Below are 15,614 nucleotides of genomic sequence, written 5' to 3'. Positions count from 1 at the left end.
AGGAGACATAGACCATGGATCGTCGCTCAGTCCTGAAAAACGCCGGCATCGCCGGCATCCTGGCTGCCGGTGCAGCGCCCGCCGTACACGCCCAAGCGGCATTGCGCTGGCGCATTGCCTCGAGCTTTCCCAAATCGCTGGACACCATTTATGGGTCGGCCGATGTCTTTGCCAGCGCCGTCAAGCGCATGACCGGTGGCAAGTTTGATATTTCGGTACACCAAGCCGGTGAGTTGATGCCCGCCTTCAACGTGGTCGATGGCGTGCAAAGCGGTACGGTGGAGATGTGCCACACCGCCCCCTATTACTTCTTTGGCAAGAACGAGGTGTTTGCCATCGGTGGTGCGATCCCCTTCGGCATGAACTCGCGCCAGCTGACGGCCTGGATGCTTGAAGGCAATGGCGAAAAGCTGTTGAACGAGTTCTACGCCAAGTACAACTTCGTCGTCATGCCCGGTGGTAACACCGGCACCCAGATGGGCGGCTGGTTCCGCAAGGAAATCAAGAGCCTGGACGACCTTAAAGGCCTGAAATTCCGCGCCGGTGGCTTTGCTGGCAAGGTGCTGGAGCGCCTGGGCGTGGTGCCGCAGAACATTCCCGCCGGTGAAATTTACCAGTCGCTGGAAAAAGGCACGATTGATGCAGCCGAGTGGATTGGCCCTTACGACGATCTGAAGCTGGGCCTGAACAAAGTGGCCCCCTTCTATTACTACCCCGGCTGGTGGGAAGGCTCCTTGCACTTGTCGTTCTACATCAACGACAAAGCATTCAACAGCCTGTCCAACGAAAACAAGGCCATCGTGCGTGCCGCAGCCATGGAGGCCCACCTCACCACCCAGGCCAAGTACGACACCTTCAACCCCGGTGCTTTGAAGCAACTGGTGGCCGCCAAGGCCAAAGTGCTGCCCTTCCCGCAGCAGGTGATGGATGCCTCGTTCAAAGCGGCGATGGAGCTGTACCACGAGCTCGATGCCAGCAACCCCGACTGGAAAAAAATCTATGCCGACTACCGCAACTTCCAGCGCGACCAAGTGCTGTGGTTCCGCTTTGCTGAATCGCGCTTTGACAACTTCATGATGGGCCAGAAGCTGTAAGCGCTTTCTTTCCCTTCAAGCAAAAAGGCAACCTGCGGGTTGCCTTTTTTAATGCGGGCAGCGGCCAGGGCGTGCGTGGAGGCTATGGCCCCACCGCCATTGCAATGCGCCCCAGACTGGTCTTACGCGGGCAGCGGGCGCTGGGCGTTTTTGGGGCGAAAGGCGGCGCAAACGGCCTCGTGCGTATAGATGTACGGCCCCCCAATCAAGTCGATGCAGTAGGGCACGGCGGCGAAGATGCCGGGCACCAGGCTGTGGCCCTGCGCGTCTTTCAGCCCTTCCAGCGTTTCGGCAATCGCCTTGGGCTGGCCGGGCAGGTTGATGATCAGGCTGCTTGCGCGCACCACCGCCACCTGGCGTGAGAGGATGGCGGTGGGCACAAAGCGCAGGCTGATTTGGCGCATTTGCTCGCCAAAACCGGGCAGCTCCTTGTCGGCCACGGCCAAGGTGGCCTCGGGGGTGACATCGCGCAGCGCCGGGCCGGTGCCGCCGGTGGTCAGCACCAGATGGCATCCGGCATCGACCAGTTCGCGCAGGGTTTGGCTGATCAGCGCCTGTTCATCGGCAATCAGGCGCGGCACGAAGGTGAGGGGGTTGCGGATGGCGCGGGTGAGCCACTCTTGCAGGGCGGGCAGGCCTTTGTCCTCATACACCCCGCTGCTGGCGCGGTCGCTGATGGAGACGATGCCGATCTGGATGCCGTCAAAGCCAGTGGGTGCGGGTGCGGTGGGTTGCTCAAGCATCGTTGGCCTCTTCCTCGTTGGCTGTGGGCGTGCGCAGGCTGTTGCGCAGCAGCTGGAACAGGTCGCGGTAGGCGCGGCTTTTTTTCGCAGGTGCTTCGTTTTCAGGAGCTGTTTGCGCTTCATCCTTGCGGGCTTGGCGAATCAAACTGCGCAAAGCTTGAATATCTGTGCTCGGAAAGTGCTCTAGCCAAGTGGTCAGTGCGGCCTCGTCGGCAATCAGGCGGTCGCGCCACTGCTCGGCCAGCAGGGTTTGGGTTTGTTCGGTGCCGGTGCCGCTGCGTTGCTCTTCGAGGGCGGCGCGAATGGCAGCGACATCTTCGTCCTCAATCTTGCGCATCAGTTTGCCGATGAATTGCATTTGGCGGCGGCGGGCTTCAAAACTGGTTAGGCGCTTGTATTCCGCCAGGGCATCGGTGAGCTTTTCCGGCAGGTTCAGGCGCTGCAGCGTTTTGGCGTGCAGCTCCAGCAGGGCTTCGCCCAGGGCTTGCAGGGCATCACTTTGTTTTTTCTGATCGGAGCGGGTGGTGTCGTCGGCATCGCGCAGGCCTTTGAGTTCGGCTTTGAGTTCCAAATCGCGGGGACTGCCTTCGGCAACGAATTCGCCTTTGACGTAATAGCCTTTTTTTGGTTTGCGGGGCATGAGTAAAACACAGGGCAATTGCAAGGGCAGCCCGGTGGGGGCTGCGCGGCTGGGTATCATAGCCGCCGCTATGAAAAATCTGCGCCAATGTGATGGAAGAACTGCCGCCGGGCAGGCCGATTCGGGCTTTAGTTACAGCCCGGTTTTTTTTGAAAATTTAGTCGATTTGGCGCTGGCCCACGCGAAAAAGCTGGGGGCCACCGATGCCGGGGCGGATGCCAGCGAAGGCTGTGGCCTGAGCGTGAGCGTGCGCAAGGGCGAGCTGGAGACGGTGGAGCGCAACCGCGATAAATCGCTGGGCGTGACGGTGTACGTCGGCCAGCGCCGGGGCAATGCCAGCACGTCCGATTTCTCGGAAGCGGCGGTGCAGCAAACCGTGCAAGCGGCGTTTGACATTGCCCGCTTTACCGCCGAAGACCCCGCTGCCGGGCTGCCGGATGAAAAAGACATTGCCCCGCAAGCAACGCACCGTGATTTGGATTTATTCCACCCCTGGCTGGTCGATGGTCAGCTGCTCAGCAGCGAGCAGGCCGCCGCGTTGGCGCTGCGCTGCGAGGAGGCGGCACTGGGCATGCACAAGCGCATCACCAATAGCGAAGGGGCCAGCGTTTCGGCCCAGCAAAGCCACTTTTTCAGCGCCCATACGCGCGGCTTTCGCGGTGGTTATGCCAGCTCGCGGCACAGCCTGTCGGTGGCACCGATTGCGTCGCTGCCAGGGAAAAATGGCGAGATGCAGCGCGACTTTTGGTACAGCTCCGAGCGCAACGCCGCCGATCTGGCCAGCCCCGAGGCGGTGGGCCGCTACGCCGCCGAGCGGGCGCTGTCGCGCCTGGGCAGCCGCAAGATTGCCACCACCGAATGCCCGGTGCTGTTTGAATCCACCTTGGCCGCTGGCTTGCTGGGCAGTTTTGTGCAAGCCGTCAGTGGCGGGGCGCTGTACCGGCGCAGCACGTTTTTGCTCGATAGCCTGGGCAAGCAAATTTTCCCCAAGCATGTGCAGATTGAGGAGGACCCCTTCATCCTCGGCGGCAAGGGCAGCTCGCCCTTTGACGATGAGGGCGTGCAAGTACACCCGCGCCAGGTGGTGGAAGATGGGCGGGTGCAGGGCTACTTTCTGTCCAGCTACTCCGCCCGCAAGCTGGGCATGCGCACCACGGGCAATGCTGGGGGCTCGCACAATTTGGTGATGCGCTCCAAACGCACGAAACCAGGCGATGACTTGGCCGCCATGCTGCAAAAGCTGGGCACCGGCCTGTTTGTGGTGGAGCTGATGGGCCAGGGCGTGAATTACGTCACGGGCGATTATTCGCGCGGCGCGTCGGGCTTTTGGGTGGAGAACGGCCAGATCGCCTTCCCCGTGCAAGAGATCACCATCGCCGGTAATTTGAAAGACATGTACCAAGGCATCAGCGCCATTGGTGCCGATGCCTACACCATGGGGGCCAAAACAGTGGGTTCGATGCTGATCAATCGGATGAAAGTCGCAGGCGGCGGATGATGCGCCGCGCCGATTGGGGTTGGGCGCTGCTGGTGATCGTGATTTGGGGCGTGAACTTCGTGCCCATGAAGCTGGGGTTGCAAGAGCTCTCGCCCCTGCTGCTGTCGGCGATGCGCTTTTGCCTGGCATCGCTGCCGTTTTTGCTGTTTATTCGCAAGCCCGCCAGCCTTACTTGGCGGCTGCTGGCCTTGTACGGCCTGGTGCAGGGGGTGGGGCAGTTTGGCCTGCTGTTTGCCGGATTGGCGCTGGGCATGCCGGCGGGCATGGCCTCGGTGGTGCTGCAGGCGCAGGCGTTTATCTCGATGTTGCTGGGGGCGCTGTTTTTGCGCGAGCAGCCCAAGCCGTGGCAATGGATGGGCCTGATCGTGGCCAGCGCCGGCCTGGGCGTGATTGCCATGGCCCGGGGCGAGGGCAGCGGCAGCATGAGCTTGATTGGCTTTGTGCTGACGCTGGGCTCGGCCGCGCTGTGGTCGGTGGCCAATTTGATTACCCGCCACGCCGCCAAGAGCGGGCCGTATGAGCCGCTGCCGTTTCTGGTGTGGTCCAGTATCTTTCCGATCATTCCCCTGCTGATCTTGTCCCAATGGTTGGAAAGCCCGCACTTTGGCAGCATTGCCACGCAGCTGCAGGCTGCCGGGTGGGTGGCGGTGGGCTCGGTGGCGTATCTGGCGCTGGCCTCCACCTTGCTCGGGTACGGGTTGTGGACCAAGCTGCTGCAGCGCTACAGCGTGGGCACGGTGGCCCCTTTGTCGCTGCTGGTGCCGGTGATTGGCATCGTCTCGGGGATGCTGGTGTTTGGCGAACGCCCGGTGCTGCAGCACTGGCTGGGCACCCTGGGCGTGTTGGTGGGCATGGCCATCAACCAATGGGGTGGGCGCTGGGCCAGAAAAGATTAAAGAAGCTACTACCGCAAGCTATTCGCCATTTTTAGGTTAAAAACCATTAAAAATGGCGAATATTCAAGCGAAAACAGCTTCTTTAATCAGAGCGCTGGAAGCGTTGAAAGTGGTTAAGGATTCAGCGCAGCTTTGACGGCTGCCGAGGCCTGGCCCATGTCTGCTTTGCCGGCCAATTGGGCTTTCACGGCACCCATGACCTTGCCCATATCGCCTGGGCCGCTGGCCCCCAGTTCCGCCACGATGGTGGCCACGGCGGCGGTAACTTCCTCGGCGCTCATGCGCTGGGGCAGGTACACCTGCAGCACGGCCATTTCGGCTTGTTCAATCGCGGCCAAGTCTTGGCGGCCTGCGCTTTCAAAGGCGCTGATGCTGTCTTTGCGCTGCTTGATGAGTTTGTCGATGATGGCGACGATGGCCGCATCGTCCAGCTCGATGCGCTCATCGACCTCTTTTTGCTTCATCGCCGCTTGCAGCAGGCGGATGGTGGACAGGCGGGCGCTGTCTTTGGCCCGCATGGCGGTTTTCATGTCTTCGGTAATCTGGGCTTTGAGGCTCATCACAATCGTCCTGGGCAAAGCGGCAATTGTGCCCATTCTTTGGGCTTTGTTCTGGCAAAAATCCGGGCGGCTAGCCGCCCGGGGCGGGCTGTAAAGCCGTTTTCGCGGCCTGGCACAGTGCCGTGCTGAGGTGTTGCAATGTGTCGGAGCGCACGCCAGCGTGCTGCCAGTGCAGGGGCACGTCCAGCCAGCGTTCAGGATCAATGCAGACCACGCGGCCCGCCTGCAAGGCGGGCTGCACCAGCGCTTGCGGGGCCAGGCACCAGCCCAGGCCCAGCGCTGCGGCATCGATAAAACCGGTGGCCGTGGGCAGGTAATGCATGGGCGGTGCCAGCCGGGCACGGGTGATGCGGCGCACAAAGCGCCACTGCAAGGCATCTTTGCGGTTGAAAACAATGATGGGTGCCCGCGCCAGCGTGGCCGCATTCACCCCAGCATGAAAGTGGCGCGCGGCAAACTCCGGCGCGGCAATGGCTTGGTAGCGCATGGCACCCAGCGCCTGCACTGTGCAGCCCTGCACAGGCACGCCGTTGGCTGTGACCACGCCCAGCACCGAGCCGTCGCGCAGCAAATCCAGGGTGTGGTCCTGGTCGTCCACCCGCACATCGAACAGGTAGCCATACTGCTGGTGCAGTTGCGCCAGCGCACCCAGCACCCAGGTGTCCAGTGAATCGCTATTGACCGCAATCGGGATGGGGCGCAGGGCTGCGCCGGGGTGGTGTGCGTTTTTTTCCGGCAGGAAGTCGGCCAGGGCCTCGGCCTCCAAAAGTTGCATCGGGCGCACGCGGCGCAGCAGCAGCGCCCCGGCCGGCGTGGGGCGACAGGGCGGCTGGCGCACCAACAGCACCTGCCCCAGCCGGTCTTCCAGCGCCTTGATGCGTTGGGATACGGCCGAAGGGGTGATGCACAGCCGCCGGGCTGCTGCTTCAAAACTGCCTTCTTCCAGCACGGCGGCAAAGGCGGCCAGTTGGGGGTGGAGTAAATCCATGGGGGTGTTTTTGTGAGATTAGATTTTCTGGATGGTATGAAGAATTTTTAGTTTTACTTCATCGCTTGGGCGCTGCACCATACGCGCCTTCTTGAACTGTTGGATACCAGAATGTTGTTTTCCTCTGCCGCTGCTGGCTTTGTCACCAGTGCGGGTTTGATCATCGCCATTGGGGCGCAAAACGCCTTTGTGCTGCGCCAGGGTGTGCAGCGCAGCCACGTGGGGCTGGTGGTGGCCGTCTGTATGGCCAGCGATATGGCGCTGATTGTGTGCGGGGTGGCGGGCATGGGCGCTTTGGTGCTGGCGTGGCCGCAGTTGCTGCAAGGGCTGCGCTTTGGCGGTGCGGCTTTTCTGGCCTGTTATGGCCTGCTGGCCGCGCACCGGGCCTGGCGCGGCACGGGGGCTTTGCAGCCCGGCCAAGGCCAGCCGCAAAGCCGCCGCCGTGTGCTGCTGGCCTGTTTGGCGTTCACCTTTCTCAATCCGCATGTGTACCTGGATACGATGGTGTTGATCGGCACCATCTCCACCCGCTATGCCGGCACGGCGCAGTGGGCCTTTGGCCTGGGGGCATGTCTGGCCAGCGTGGTGTGGTTCTCGGCCCTGGGCTTTGGGGCGCGCTTTTTGCAACCCGTGTTTCGCAATCGCCATGCGTGGCGGGTGCTGGATGCGTGCATTGCTGTTTTTATGCTGGTGCTGTGTGGGTTGCTGTTGCTGCATCCGCTGCGCTGAGCTTGTCCGATCGGTGTTTTCAACTTCTCTCAATTTTTTGTATGTATTTACCTGCCCCTTTCGCAGAATCCTGCCCCGAAGAACTCCAGCGCATCATGCGCGAGCATCCTCTGGCGATGCTGGTGACGCAGCGGCCCGATGGGCTGGAGGCCGATCATTTGCCCTTTTTGCTGATTGCCGACCAGGGGCCGCTGGGTAGCTTGCAGGCGCACGTTGCTCGTGCCAACCCGCTGTGGCGGGCCGTGCGCGATGGCGATGCCGTGCTGGTGGTGTTTCGGGGGACGGATGGCTACATCTCCCCCAACTGGTATCCCGGCAAGCAGGAAACGCACCGCCATGTCCCCACCTGGAATTACGAAGCGGTGCATGCGCATGGCTGCATCCGGGTGCGTGAAGACGAAAAATTTCTGCGTGCCGTTCTGGGCCGTCTGACGCGGGTGCATGAGGCCAGCGAACCTCGGCCCTGGCGGATGAGCGATGCGCCTGCGGACTACCTGGCCGAGGAGCTGGGGCAGATTGTTGGCATCGAAATCGAGCTGACCCGCATCGAGGGCAAGCGCAAACTCAGCCAGAACCGCGATGCCAGGGACTTTGAAAATACGGTGCAAACCCTGGAAAACCGGGGCCGAAAGGATCTGGCAGCAGCGATGCGCCGGGCCAGGGATGGAGTGATCGGGTAGGCGCAAAAAAACCGCACCCGGCGTCCCTGGTGCGGTTTTTTTGTGAAGAACTGCGCTGTGCTTAGTACAGTTTCTTGGGCAGTTGCATGCTGCGTACGCGCTTGTAGTGGCGTTTGACGGCAGCAGCTTTTTTGCGCTTGCGCTCGGCGGTGGGCTTTTCGTAGAACTCACGGGCGCGCAGGTCGGTCAGCAGGCCAAGTTTTTCGATGGTGCGCTTAAAGCGGCGCAGCGCAACTTCATAGGGTTCGTTTTCTTTAACGCGGATGGTGGTCATTCAATTTCCAGATATATCTGTGCTGTCAGAGGGTTTGCGGGAAGATCGGGCCTGCAAGCCATGGGTCAGCGGTTGTTCCCCGCCTAAAAACTAGTATTGGCACGGCGGGGGATTGCCAGCAAAGCGCAACATTATAGGATGTTTTTTGCGCTCTTTTGAGCTCTTTCGTTTTGTTGGTGCCCTTCGGCCCGCTGTGGATGGCATGGGTATGGCTGGACAGGCTGGGTGGGGGGAATTTACGCAGTCCGCCGATGGTGGCGGGCCAGCTCGATGCGCTCTTGCACCGACGAAAACGCCAGGGCCAGCACTGTGCCGACACCAGCCCCCAGGACCGTGTCGAGGATGCGCGCCAGCGCCATGTCGGCGGCTTCGCCGGGGACGGCCAAGGTGGTCATTAGCAGCGCCATGGGGGTGACGAAGATCTGCCCCAGGGCGTAATTCATGCCGATCGTCATTTCGGTGCAAATCTGCAGCACGGCGGCGGCCAGCAGCACCGTCCAGAACGAGGGGGCGGCGGACAGGAAGGCCCAGGCGAGGGCTGCACCCACCAGGGTGCCCAGAGTGCGCTGCCAGGCGCGGTGGACCGTGCCGGGCAGGTGCGCCCCTTGCTGCACGGCCACCGCGCCGATGGCGGCCCAGGCCGGGTGAGGCCAGCCTGCGGCATACGCCAGGCCGGATGCCAATGCAGCGCACAGGGCGACGCGCAGGGCTTGCCGGGGCGCGTACCCGGGCGAGGGGACGGTTAGCACGCGGTGTTGCAGTGCCTCGGTGGGGGGCGCTGGCAGGGCGCTGATATCCCGCAGGCGATCGGTCAGCAGGCACAGCACCCAGGCAACGGCCACCCCCAGCGCGGTGGCGATGCAGCGTTCCAGCAGCAATTGCAGGCTGCTTACAGGGCTGAGGGCGGCGCTGGCGGCAAAAATGAAAATCACCGCCCCCGGCACCCCGGTCTGCAGGCGGTGCGCCAGGGCAGCGATGACCCCCGTAATGGCAGCCAGCGCCAGCAGCAGGGCCAGGGCGGGCAGGCCCAGCCAGGATAGCCAGGACAGCACCGCCACCGGCCCGAGCAGGAGGGCACCGGCGATCAGCACGATGCGCCGGCGCTGCGCTACCGTGGCGCAGCGCCCGAACAGCGCCGCCAGCGCCCCCAGACAGGCAAAGCCGAGCACGTGCTGCCAGGGGGAGGGATGCAGGGCGGCTGCGATCAGCACCAGCGCCAGGGCGACCTGGGCCCCGGCAATGGTGGCGTTGCGCAGGGAGGGTTGCGGCTGGAGAGTGGTCAGGCTCTCGCGCAGCCGGGCCGGGGATAGCAGCAGGCGCAGGGACAGGCGGTAGGACGCTGCGCGTCGCGGGGACAGGGTCATATCAACTTTTCGGCTGGGTGGCGGCAATTCGCGCCTCAATGCGGTCAAAGGCCTGCAACATCCATTGCGCAGCCTGGGGCTCCAGGTCAATGAGCAAGGCATCTTCGATGGCGGTCAGGCTCTGGCGTACCTCGGTGGCGGTTTGGCGGCCTTGCGCAGTCAGATAGATCAATTTGATCCGCCGATCGCTGGCGTGGGTTTGGCGTTCGATTAGCCCCTGGGCAACCAGCATGTCCAGCAGGCGCACCAGGCTGGAGCCTTCCAGCCCAATGGCCGCCGCCAGCTCGGTTTGCGACAGGCCGTCGCCCAGGCGCAGCAAGTGCATCAGCGGTGTCCAGGCCGCGTCGCTCAGCCCGTTGGTGGCCAATTGCGTGTCCAGTGTCTTGCGCCAGCGCCGACCCAGGCCGACCAAGCGTACGCCCAGCAGGCGTTTGGGGTCGGTGTAGGCATCAGGGGGGATGTCAGGAATGGTTTTGTGCATGAATTAATTCTAATGAAATAATTTGAATTCAAACTATCAGGCATTCATGCCCCCATACCTTTTGCTGCATACTGCTTGCCCTCGCAACGAGTAGCTAACCAACAGGTGACGGATATGAATTTGAGCGAAGAACTCCTGGCGCAACTGCAAGGGGCTCCTGTGCAGCAGATGGCGCAGCAATTGGGTGCAGGCACCGAGCAGGTGCAAAGCGCCTTGGGGCAGGTTTTGCCGGTGCTGTTGGGCGCCTTGGGGCACAACGCCGCCCAGCCGCAAGGGGTGGCCGATTTGCTCGGTGGCTGGCTGGGCGCAGGCGCGGGCAGCAGTGATGGTGCGGCGCTTTTGGGGCAGATATTGGGCGGTGCCCGTGGCCAAGTCGAAAGCCAGTTGGGCCAAGCCTCGGGGCTGGGCGACAAAATCGGCCCGCTGCTGACCATGCTGGCCCCCTTGGTGCTGCAGTTTTTAAGCCAACGCGCTGGCAATTTAGATGCCGCCAGTGTGGGCCAGCTGCTGGGCCAGGAAACAGCCCGCGTGCCCCAGCCAGGCGGCTTGGCCGGTGGACTGCTGGGCGGCTTGCTGGACCAAAACGGCGATGGCAAGCTGGATGCGGGCGATTTGTTCAAGCTGGGGGCCGGCTTGTTCAGCAAGCGGTAATGCGCTGAATAATGCTATAAAAATAAAAGCTTTTTCCGTTGATAGATAAACAGTTTTAGATTGTTTTTGCAAAAATATGCGGGTATAGCAGCGGAAAAAGCTATTTTCTTATTTGTTTTCTCCGAGTCTTTGGGTAAACCCTAGACTCCTGCCCCATGCAATTGATCCTGGGTATTGAATCTTCTTGTGACGAAACCGGCGTGGCCTTGGTGCGTGTGCCCGCTGGAGGCGGCCTGCCGCAGCTGCTGGCCCACGGTTTGCACAGCCAAATTGAGATGCACCGCGCCTATGGCGGCGTGGTGCCGGAGCTGGCCAGCCGCGACCACATTCGCCGGGTGCTGCCGCTAACTGAGCAGGTGCTGGCCGATGCCCAGGTGGCTTTGGCCGATCTTGACGTGGTCGCCTTCACCCGTGGCCCCGGTTTGGCCGGGGCGCTGCTGGTGGGGGCGGGCGTGGCCTGCGCCCTGGGCGCGGCGCTGGGCAAGCCGGTGCTGGGGGTACACCACCTGGAGGGGCATTTGCTCTCGCCCTTTTTAAGTGCGGATGCGCCGCAGTTTCCCTTTGTGGCGCTGCTGGTTTCGGGCGGGCATACCCAGCTGATGCGCGTCGATGGCGTGGGCCAGTACACGATTTTGGGCGAGACGATTGACGATGCCGCTGGCGAGGCCTTTGACAAATCGGCCAAGCTGCTGGGCCTGCCTTACCCTGGCGGGCCGGAGCTGGCCAAGCTGGCCGAAGGCGGCAACCCGCAAGCGTTTAAATTGCCCCGGCCCTTGCTGCACAGCGGTGATTTGGATTTTTCCTTTGCCGGCTTGAAAACGGCGGTGCTCACCCAGGCGAATAAATTGGGGGCCGACCTGCCTGCGCACAAGGCCGATCTGGCGGCCAGCACGCAAGCGGCGATTGTTGAGGTGCTGGTCAAAAAAACCGTCAAAGCCGTGCAGCAATCGGGCATGCAGCGCCTGGTGGTGGCCGGCGGTGTGGGGGCCAACCGCTTGCTGCGCGAACAACTCAACGCTGTGTGTGCCGCGCGCGGCATTCGCGTGCATTACCCCGAGCTGCATTTGTGTACCGACAACGGCGCGATGATTGCCATGGCGGCCGCCATGCGCCTGCAAGCGGGCCAGCAGCAGGCCGATTGCAGCTATGCGTTTGATGTTAAGCCGCGCTGGCCGCTCGATAGCATCACCGCAAGCGCTTGAGTCGGGCCCATGGGGTCGGCTTCATCGGGTTGGCTCAATCGGGGCGGTTCAATCGGGGCGGCTTTACGCTGGCTTCACACAGCAGGGAAAAACCGGCTACACGGCGGCGGCACAATTGGCGCATGGTTTTTTCCAATACCTTCTCTCCCTTCTTGGCTTTTCCGGTGCGCTCCTTGGTGGTCAGTGCGCTTGCAGCCGCTAGCTTGGCCGCATGCAGCCACACCACCCGCATGGCGGCGCAGCCGCAGAACCTGCCCGTTCCCGCAGAATGGGCCAACACCACGGGCCCAGCCGCAGCGCCTGCCACTGCCCTTGCCAGCGATGCCCCAGCGGCACCCGCGCTGGATTTGGCCCAGTGGTGGCAAGGCTTTGGCGATGCCCAACTGGTCACACTTATTGAGCAAGCCCTGGCGGCCAACCCCAGCATCGTGAGCGCCCAGGCCGCCGTGCAGCAGGCCCGTGCCCAGGTCGATGTGCAACGCGCCGGTTTGCTGCCCAGCCTGGATGCCAGCGCCGGGGCGCGGCGCAGCCAGCAGGGCGTGGCCGATGCCAGCAACAACTACACCGTGGGCCTGGATGCCAGTTGGGAGCTGGACCTGTGGGGGCGCAAGCGCAATCTGGTGCAGGCGGGCCAAGAAAACCTGGCCGCCACCCAAGCCTCGCTCTACGCTGCGCATGTGAGTTTGTCGGCCGAGGTGGCGCTGCACTACATCCAGCTGCGCAATGCGCAAGAGCGCTTGCGCATCGCACAACACAACCTGGCCTTGCAAGCCCAGACCGAGCAAATGACCCGCTGGCGTGTCCAGGCCGGGCTGGCCTCCAGTCTGGATGCCGAGCAAGCGCGCCAGACCCTGGCGCAAACGGCGGCGCAAATCCCCAGCCTGCAGGCCAGCGTGCGGCAAACCCAGCATGCCTTGGCCGTGCTGACGGGCCAAGCCCCGGCGGCTTTGCTGGCGGCGTTGGCGCAACCCGCCCCGGTGCCTGCTGCGCCGCCAACCTGGGTCATGCGCCTGCCCGCCGACACGCTGCGCCAGCGCCCGGATGTGCAAGCGCAAGAGCACCGGGTGCAAGCGGCGCTGGCCAATTTGTCGGCGCAGGAGCGGGCCAACTTCCCCACGCTGCGCCTATCGGGCAGCCTGGGGGTGGGTGCGCTGACCCTGGGGGCGCTGAGCGATGGGGCCTCGGTGGCCCGCAGCATTGCCGCCAGTTTGGCGGCGCCCATTTTTGATGCTGGGGCCAACCGGGCACAAATTGCCGCGCAGCAAGCCGCCGTCGTGCAGGCGCGGCAAGCCTACCGCAGCAGTGTTTTAGCGGCGCTGCAAGAGGTGGAAGATGCCTTGGTGCAATTGCAAAGCGACCAGCAGCGCCTGGTGCATGTGCGCGTGGCCGCCGAGGCGGCGGGCCATGCCCAGCGGCTGGCCCAGCAGCGCTATGACAGTGGTTTGATCGACTTTCGCACGGTGCTGGAGAGCCAGCGCAGCCTGCTCGCCAGCCAAGACAGTCTGGCCAGTGCCCAAGCGGCCATTAGCACCGATGTTGTCAAACTATTCAAAGCGCTTGGCGGAGGCTGGACCAAAGAAAACAATCAATTAACTGATGAAAACCTTGTTTCACAAACGGTAAGCGCTACAGAATAAAGAGTACCTTGATGCCTAAAGAAAAAAATACGCCCTCGCCCGAAGCCATTCAAGCCCTGCTGGGCGACAACCTGCAGCGCCGCTGGTGGCAAAGCCCCACGGTGTGGATGGGGGTGGCGACCGTGGTGCTGGCCGCCGGTGGCTACGCCTGGTGGAGTGCCAAAGCCGCGGCCAACGCCAAGCCGCTGTACGTGACCGAAGTGGTCAAGCGCGGTGATTTGGCGCTGACCGTCTCGGCCAACGGCACGCTGCAGCCGACGCGCACGGTGAATATTGGCTCGGAACTGTCGGGCACGGTGCGCAGTGTGTTGGTCGATGTGAACGACCGGGTGAAAAAAGGCCAGGTACTGGTCGAGCTGGACACGGCCAAGCTCGATGCCCAGTTAGGCCGCTCACGCGCCAATTTGGCCGCTGCCCAGGCCGGTTTGGGCCAAGCGCAAGCGACGCTGCGCGAAGCGCAGGCCAGCATGCAGCGCTTGCAAGAGGTGCAGCGCATCTCGGGCGGCCAGCTGCCTTCGGCGGCAGAAATGGATACGGCCACCGCAAGCTTGGACAAAGCCAAGGCCGGGGTGGAGTCGGCCAAAGCCGCAGTGGCCGATGCCAAGGCCTCGCTGGTGACGGTGGAAACCGATTTATCGAAAGCCGCCATCAAATCGCCCATTGATGGCGTGGTGCTGTCTCGCTCGGTCGATCCGGGCAACGCCGTGGCAGCCTCCTTGCAGGCGGTGACCTTGTTCATGGTGGCCGAAGACCTCTCCCGCCTGCGCCTGGAGGTGGCCGTGGATGAGGCCGATGTCGGCAGCGTGCAGCAAGGGCAAAGTGCCAGCTTCACGGTCAGCGCCTACCCGGCCCGCAATTACCCGGCCAACGTTACGCGCGTGGACTATGGCGCAACCAAAACCGACAACGTGGTCACCTACGTGGCCCGCCTGGACGTGCAAAACGACGATTTAAGCCTGCGCCCAGGGATGACGGCCAGCGCCACCATCAACGCCACCGAGCGCAAAAACGTGCTCTTGGTGCCCAATGCCGCCCTGCGCTTTACCCCGGCCACGGCAGCAGGCCCGCAGGGCAAGTCCGGCGCGGGCAAGCCCCAAGGCGGCGGCCTGGTCGATCAAATCATGCCGCGTGGCCCCGCGCGCAACCGCAACCCCAATGGGGCGCGGGAGAGCACCCAGGCCGGGCAAGAGCGCAAGCTGTGGGTGCTGCGCCAGGCCAATGGCCAGCCCGAAATGGTGCCGGTCAGAACCGGGCTGACCGATGGCCGCATGACCGAAATCCTGGTCAAGGACGCGGCCCAGCTGAAAGAGGGCGATGCCGTCATCACCGACCAACGCGCCGCCGGAGCCGATGCATGAGTGCGCAGCCGCACCGCGCAGCACCGCAGGACAGCGCCCCGCCCCTGATTCGCCTGCGCAACATCACCAAAACCTATGGGGAAGGGGCCTTGGCGTTCCAGGCCCTGAAAGGCGTGGATTTAGACATTCACCAGGGCGATTTTGTCGCCATCATGGGCCCCAGCGGCTCGGGCAAATCCACCGTCATGAACACCTTGGGGTGCCTGGATAGGCCCACCAGCGGCGAGTATTTATTCAAAGGCGTGCCCGTGCAGGGGCTGGACCGCGATGAGCGGGCGCGGCTGCGGCGGCGCTACTTTGGCTTTGTCTTTCAGGGCTTTCACCTGCTGGCGCGCACCAGCGCCCAAGAAAACACCGAGCTGCCGCTGCTGTACCGGGGCGAAAGCACCGCCCAGCGCCGCGCCGCCGCCCGCCAAGCGCTGGCGGCCGTGGGGCTGAACGGCTGGGAGCACCACACCCCGGCCGAACTGTCCGGCGGCCAGCAGCAGCGCGTGGCCATTGCCCGGGCGATTGTGTCCAACCCCGCCGTGCTGCTGGCCGATGAGCCCACGGGCAACCTGGACAGCCAGCGCAGCGCAGAAATCATGCAGCTGTTGTGGCAGCTCAACCAAGACCAAGGCATCACCGTGCTGATGGTCACGCACGAGAGCGAAATGGCCGCCTACGCGCGGCGCATTGTGCATTTTCGCGATGGTCGGCTCGACAGCGACCAGCCCAATACGCCGCTGCCCCTGCGCCCGGAGCACGTGGGCAGTCATGTGGGCAGTCATGCGGGCAGTCCGGTGGGGCTGGGCAGCGCTGTGCAGGAAGGGGCCTAAC

General features: G+C 63.3%; 17 protein-coding genes. 10 read left to right on the top strand and 7 right to left on the bottom strand.

All coding sequences use genetic code 11. The features are described 5' to 3' along the window. The first annotated feature begins 14 nt into the window (after positions 1–14). Positions 15–1,094, top strand: a complete 1,080-nt coding sequence (locus J1777_RS05185; protein ID WP_207574775.1) for a TRAP transporter substrate-binding protein — start codon at positions 15–17, stop codon at positions 1,092–1,094. Positions 1,095–1,216: 122 nt separating this feature from the next. On the opposite strand, the gene mog is transcribed toward J1777_RS05185, so the two are convergent. Then, on the bottom strand, positions 1,217–1,837 hold the full coding sequence (mog, locus tag J1777_RS05180; RefSeq protein WP_207574774.1) for a molybdopterin adenylyltransferase: 621 nt from the start codon (positions 1,835–1,837) through the stop codon (positions 1,217–1,219). Further along, positions 1,830–2,477, bottom strand: coding sequence for a ribosome biogenesis factor YjgA (gene yjgA / locus J1777_RS05175; protein ID WP_207574773.1), 648 nt, complete (start codon positions 2,475–2,477; stop codon positions 1,830–1,832). The genes mog and yjgA overlap by 8 nt, the downstream gene beginning before the upstream one ends. Before the next feature lie 70 nt (positions 2,478–2,547). On the opposite strand from yjgA, the gene pmbA reads away from it, so the two are divergent. Together pmbA and J1777_RS05165 are read left to right on the top strand one after the other, a co-directional pair. Next, the gene (gene pmbA, locus J1777_RS05170) at positions 2,548–3,975 is read left to right on the top strand and encodes a metalloprotease PmbA (protein WP_207574772.1); all 1,428 of its coding nucleotides are present in this window, start codon (positions 2,548–2,550) and stop codon (positions 3,973–3,975) included. Next, the gene (locus J1777_RS05165; protein WP_207574821.1) at positions 3,975–4,871 is read left to right on the top strand and encodes an EamA family transporter; all 897 of its coding nucleotides are present in this window, start codon (positions 3,975–3,977) and stop codon (positions 4,869–4,871) included. The genes pmbA and J1777_RS05165 overlap by 1 nt, the downstream gene beginning before the upstream one ends. 113 nt (positions 4,872–4,984) lie before the next feature. Here the strand turns inward: J1777_RS05165 and J1777_RS05160 are convergent, their stop codons facing one another. Both J1777_RS05160 and J1777_RS05155 read right to left on the bottom strand, forming a co-directional pair. Continuing rightward, a complete protein-coding gene (locus J1777_RS05160) occupies positions 4,985–5,431 on the bottom strand; it encodes a GatB/YqeY domain-containing protein (RefSeq protein ID WP_207574771.1) in 447 nt (148 codons plus the stop codon). Between the two features lie 70 nt (positions 5,432–5,501). Beyond that, on the bottom strand, positions 5,502–6,419 hold the full coding sequence (locus J1777_RS05155; RefSeq protein WP_207574770.1) for a LysR family transcriptional regulator ArgP: 918 nt from the start codon (positions 6,417–6,419) through the stop codon (positions 5,502–5,504). A 111-nt stretch (positions 6,420–6,530) separates the two neighbouring features. Between J1777_RS05155 and J1777_RS05150 the strand changes: the two genes are divergently transcribed. After that, entirely contained in the window at positions 6,531–7,148 is a 618-nt protein-coding gene (locus tag J1777_RS05150) for a LysE/ArgO family amino acid transporter (protein ID WP_207574769.1), read from the top strand. 41 nt (positions 7,149–7,189) lie between these two features. Then, on the top strand, positions 7,190–7,828 hold the full coding sequence (locus J1777_RS05145; protein ID WP_207574768.1) for an FMN-binding negative transcriptional regulator: 639 nt from the start codon (positions 7,190–7,192) through the stop codon (positions 7,826–7,828). Between the two features lie 61 nt (positions 7,829–7,889). Here the strand turns inward: J1777_RS05145 and rpsU are convergent, their stop codons facing one another. From rpsU to J1777_RS05130, 3 genes are all read right to left on the bottom strand, one after another. Next, positions 7,890–8,102 (bottom strand): 30S ribosomal protein S21, encoded by a 213-nt coding sequence (gene rpsU / locus J1777_RS05140; RefSeq protein ID WP_003052999.1) that lies wholly within the window; start codon positions 8,100–8,102, stop codon positions 7,890–7,892. 236 nt (positions 8,103–8,338) lie between these two features. Then, entirely contained in the window at positions 8,339–9,466 is a 1,128-nt protein-coding gene (locus tag J1777_RS05135) for an FUSC family protein (RefSeq protein WP_207574767.1), read from the bottom strand. Between the two features lies 1 nt (position 9,467). Then, a complete protein-coding gene (locus tag J1777_RS05130; protein ID WP_207574766.1) occupies positions 9,468–9,947 on the bottom strand; it encodes a MarR family transcriptional regulator in 480 nt (159 codons plus the stop codon). A 114-nt stretch (positions 9,948–10,061) separates the two neighbouring features. Here J1777_RS05130 and J1777_RS05125 point away from each other — a divergent pair, with 114 nt between their 5' ends. From J1777_RS05125 to J1777_RS05105, 5 genes are all read left to right on the top strand, one after another. Continuing rightward, entirely contained in the window at positions 10,062–10,598 is a 537-nt protein-coding gene (locus J1777_RS05125) for a DUF937 domain-containing protein (RefSeq protein ID WP_207574765.1), read from the top strand. Positions 10,599–10,753: 155 nt separating this feature from the next. Next, positions 10,754–11,800, top strand: coding sequence for a tRNA (adenosine(37)-N6)-threonylcarbamoyltransferase complex transferase subunit TsaD (gene tsaD, locus J1777_RS05120; protein ID WP_207574764.1), 1,047 nt, complete (start codon positions 10,754–10,756; stop codon positions 11,798–11,800). Between the two features lie 122 nt (positions 11,801–11,922). Next, positions 11,923–13,437 carry an efflux transporter outer membrane subunit gene (locus tag J1777_RS05115; protein WP_207574763.1) on the top strand — a complete coding sequence of 505 codons (1,515 nt, stop codon included), beginning with the start codon at positions 11,923–11,925 and terminating at the stop codon, positions 13,435–13,437. 11 nt (positions 13,438–13,448) lie between these two features. After that, entirely contained in the window at positions 13,449–14,795 is a 1,347-nt protein-coding gene (locus J1777_RS05110) for an efflux RND transporter periplasmic adaptor subunit (RefSeq protein ID WP_207574762.1), read from the top strand. Continuing rightward, positions 14,792–15,613, top strand: coding sequence for an ABC transporter ATP-binding protein (locus tag J1777_RS05105; RefSeq protein ID WP_278253472.1), 822 nt, complete (start codon positions 14,792–14,794; stop codon positions 15,611–15,613). The genes J1777_RS05110 and J1777_RS05105 overlap by 4 nt, the downstream gene beginning before the upstream one ends. The last annotated feature ends 1 nt before the right edge of the window (position 15,614 follow it).

This window comes from Comamonas denitrificans, from assembly GCF_017368815.1.
Taxonomy (GTDB): domain Bacteria; phylum Pseudomonadota; class Gammaproteobacteria; order Burkholderiales; family Burkholderiaceae_C; genus Comamonas; species Comamonas denitrificans.
Note: the sequence above shows the minus strand (reverse complement) of the source record. Positions and strands in the feature narration are given on the sequence as shown.

Coding starts and splice junctions, on each gene's coding strand:
- J1777_RS05185 (WP_207574775.1), top strand. CDS start 15: ATGGATCGTCGCTCAGTCCTGAAAAACGCCGGCATCGCCGGCATCCTG.
- mog (WP_207574774.1), bottom strand. CDS start 1,837: ATGCTTGAGCAACCCACCGCACCCGCACCCACTGGCTTTGACGGCATC.
- yjgA (WP_207574773.1), bottom strand. CDS start 2,477: ATGCCCCGCAAACCAAAAAAAGGCTATTACGTCAAAGGCGAATTCGTT.
- pmbA (WP_207574772.1), top strand. CDS start 2,548: ATGAAAAATCTGCGCCAATGTGATGGAAGAACTGCCGCCGGGCAGGCC.
- J1777_RS05165 (WP_207574821.1), top strand. CDS start 3,975: ATGCGCCGCGCCGATTGGGGTTGGGCGCTGCTGGTGATCGTGATTTGG.
- J1777_RS05160 (WP_207574771.1), bottom strand. CDS start 5,431: ATGAGCCTCAAAGCCCAGATTACCGAAGACATGAAAACCGCCATGCGG.
- J1777_RS05155 (WP_207574770.1), bottom strand. CDS start 6,419: ATGGATTTACTCCACCCCCAACTGGCCGCCTTTGCCGCCGTGCTGGAA.
- J1777_RS05150 (WP_207574769.1), top strand. CDS start 6,531: ATGTTGTTTTCCTCTGCCGCTGCTGGCTTTGTCACCAGTGCGGGTTTG.
- J1777_RS05145 (WP_207574768.1), top strand. CDS start 7,190: ATGTATTTACCTGCCCCTTTCGCAGAATCCTGCCCCGAAGAACTCCAG.
- rpsU (WP_003052999.1), bottom strand. CDS start 8,102: ATGACCACCATCCGCGTTAAAGAAAACGAACCCTATGAAGTTGCGCTG.
- J1777_RS05135 (WP_207574767.1), bottom strand. CDS start 9,466: ATGACCCTGTCCCCGCGACGCGCAGCGTCCTACCGCCTGTCCCTGCGC.
- J1777_RS05130 (WP_207574766.1), bottom strand. CDS start 9,947: ATGCACAAAACCATTCCTGACATCCCCCCTGATGCCTACACCGACCCC.
- J1777_RS05125 (WP_207574765.1), top strand. CDS start 10,062: ATGAATTTGAGCGAAGAACTCCTGGCGCAACTGCAAGGGGCTCCTGTG.
- tsaD (WP_207574764.1), top strand. CDS start 10,754: ATGCAATTGATCCTGGGTATTGAATCTTCTTGTGACGAAACCGGCGTG.
- J1777_RS05115 (WP_207574763.1), top strand. CDS start 11,923: ATGGTTTTTTCCAATACCTTCTCTCCCTTCTTGGCTTTTCCGGTGCGC.
- J1777_RS05110 (WP_207574762.1), top strand. CDS start 13,449: ATGCCTAAAGAAAAAAATACGCCCTCGCCCGAAGCCATTCAAGCCCTG.
- J1777_RS05105 (WP_278253472.1), top strand. CDS start 14,792: ATGAGTGCGCAGCCGCACCGCGCAGCACCGCAGGACAGCGCCCCGCCC.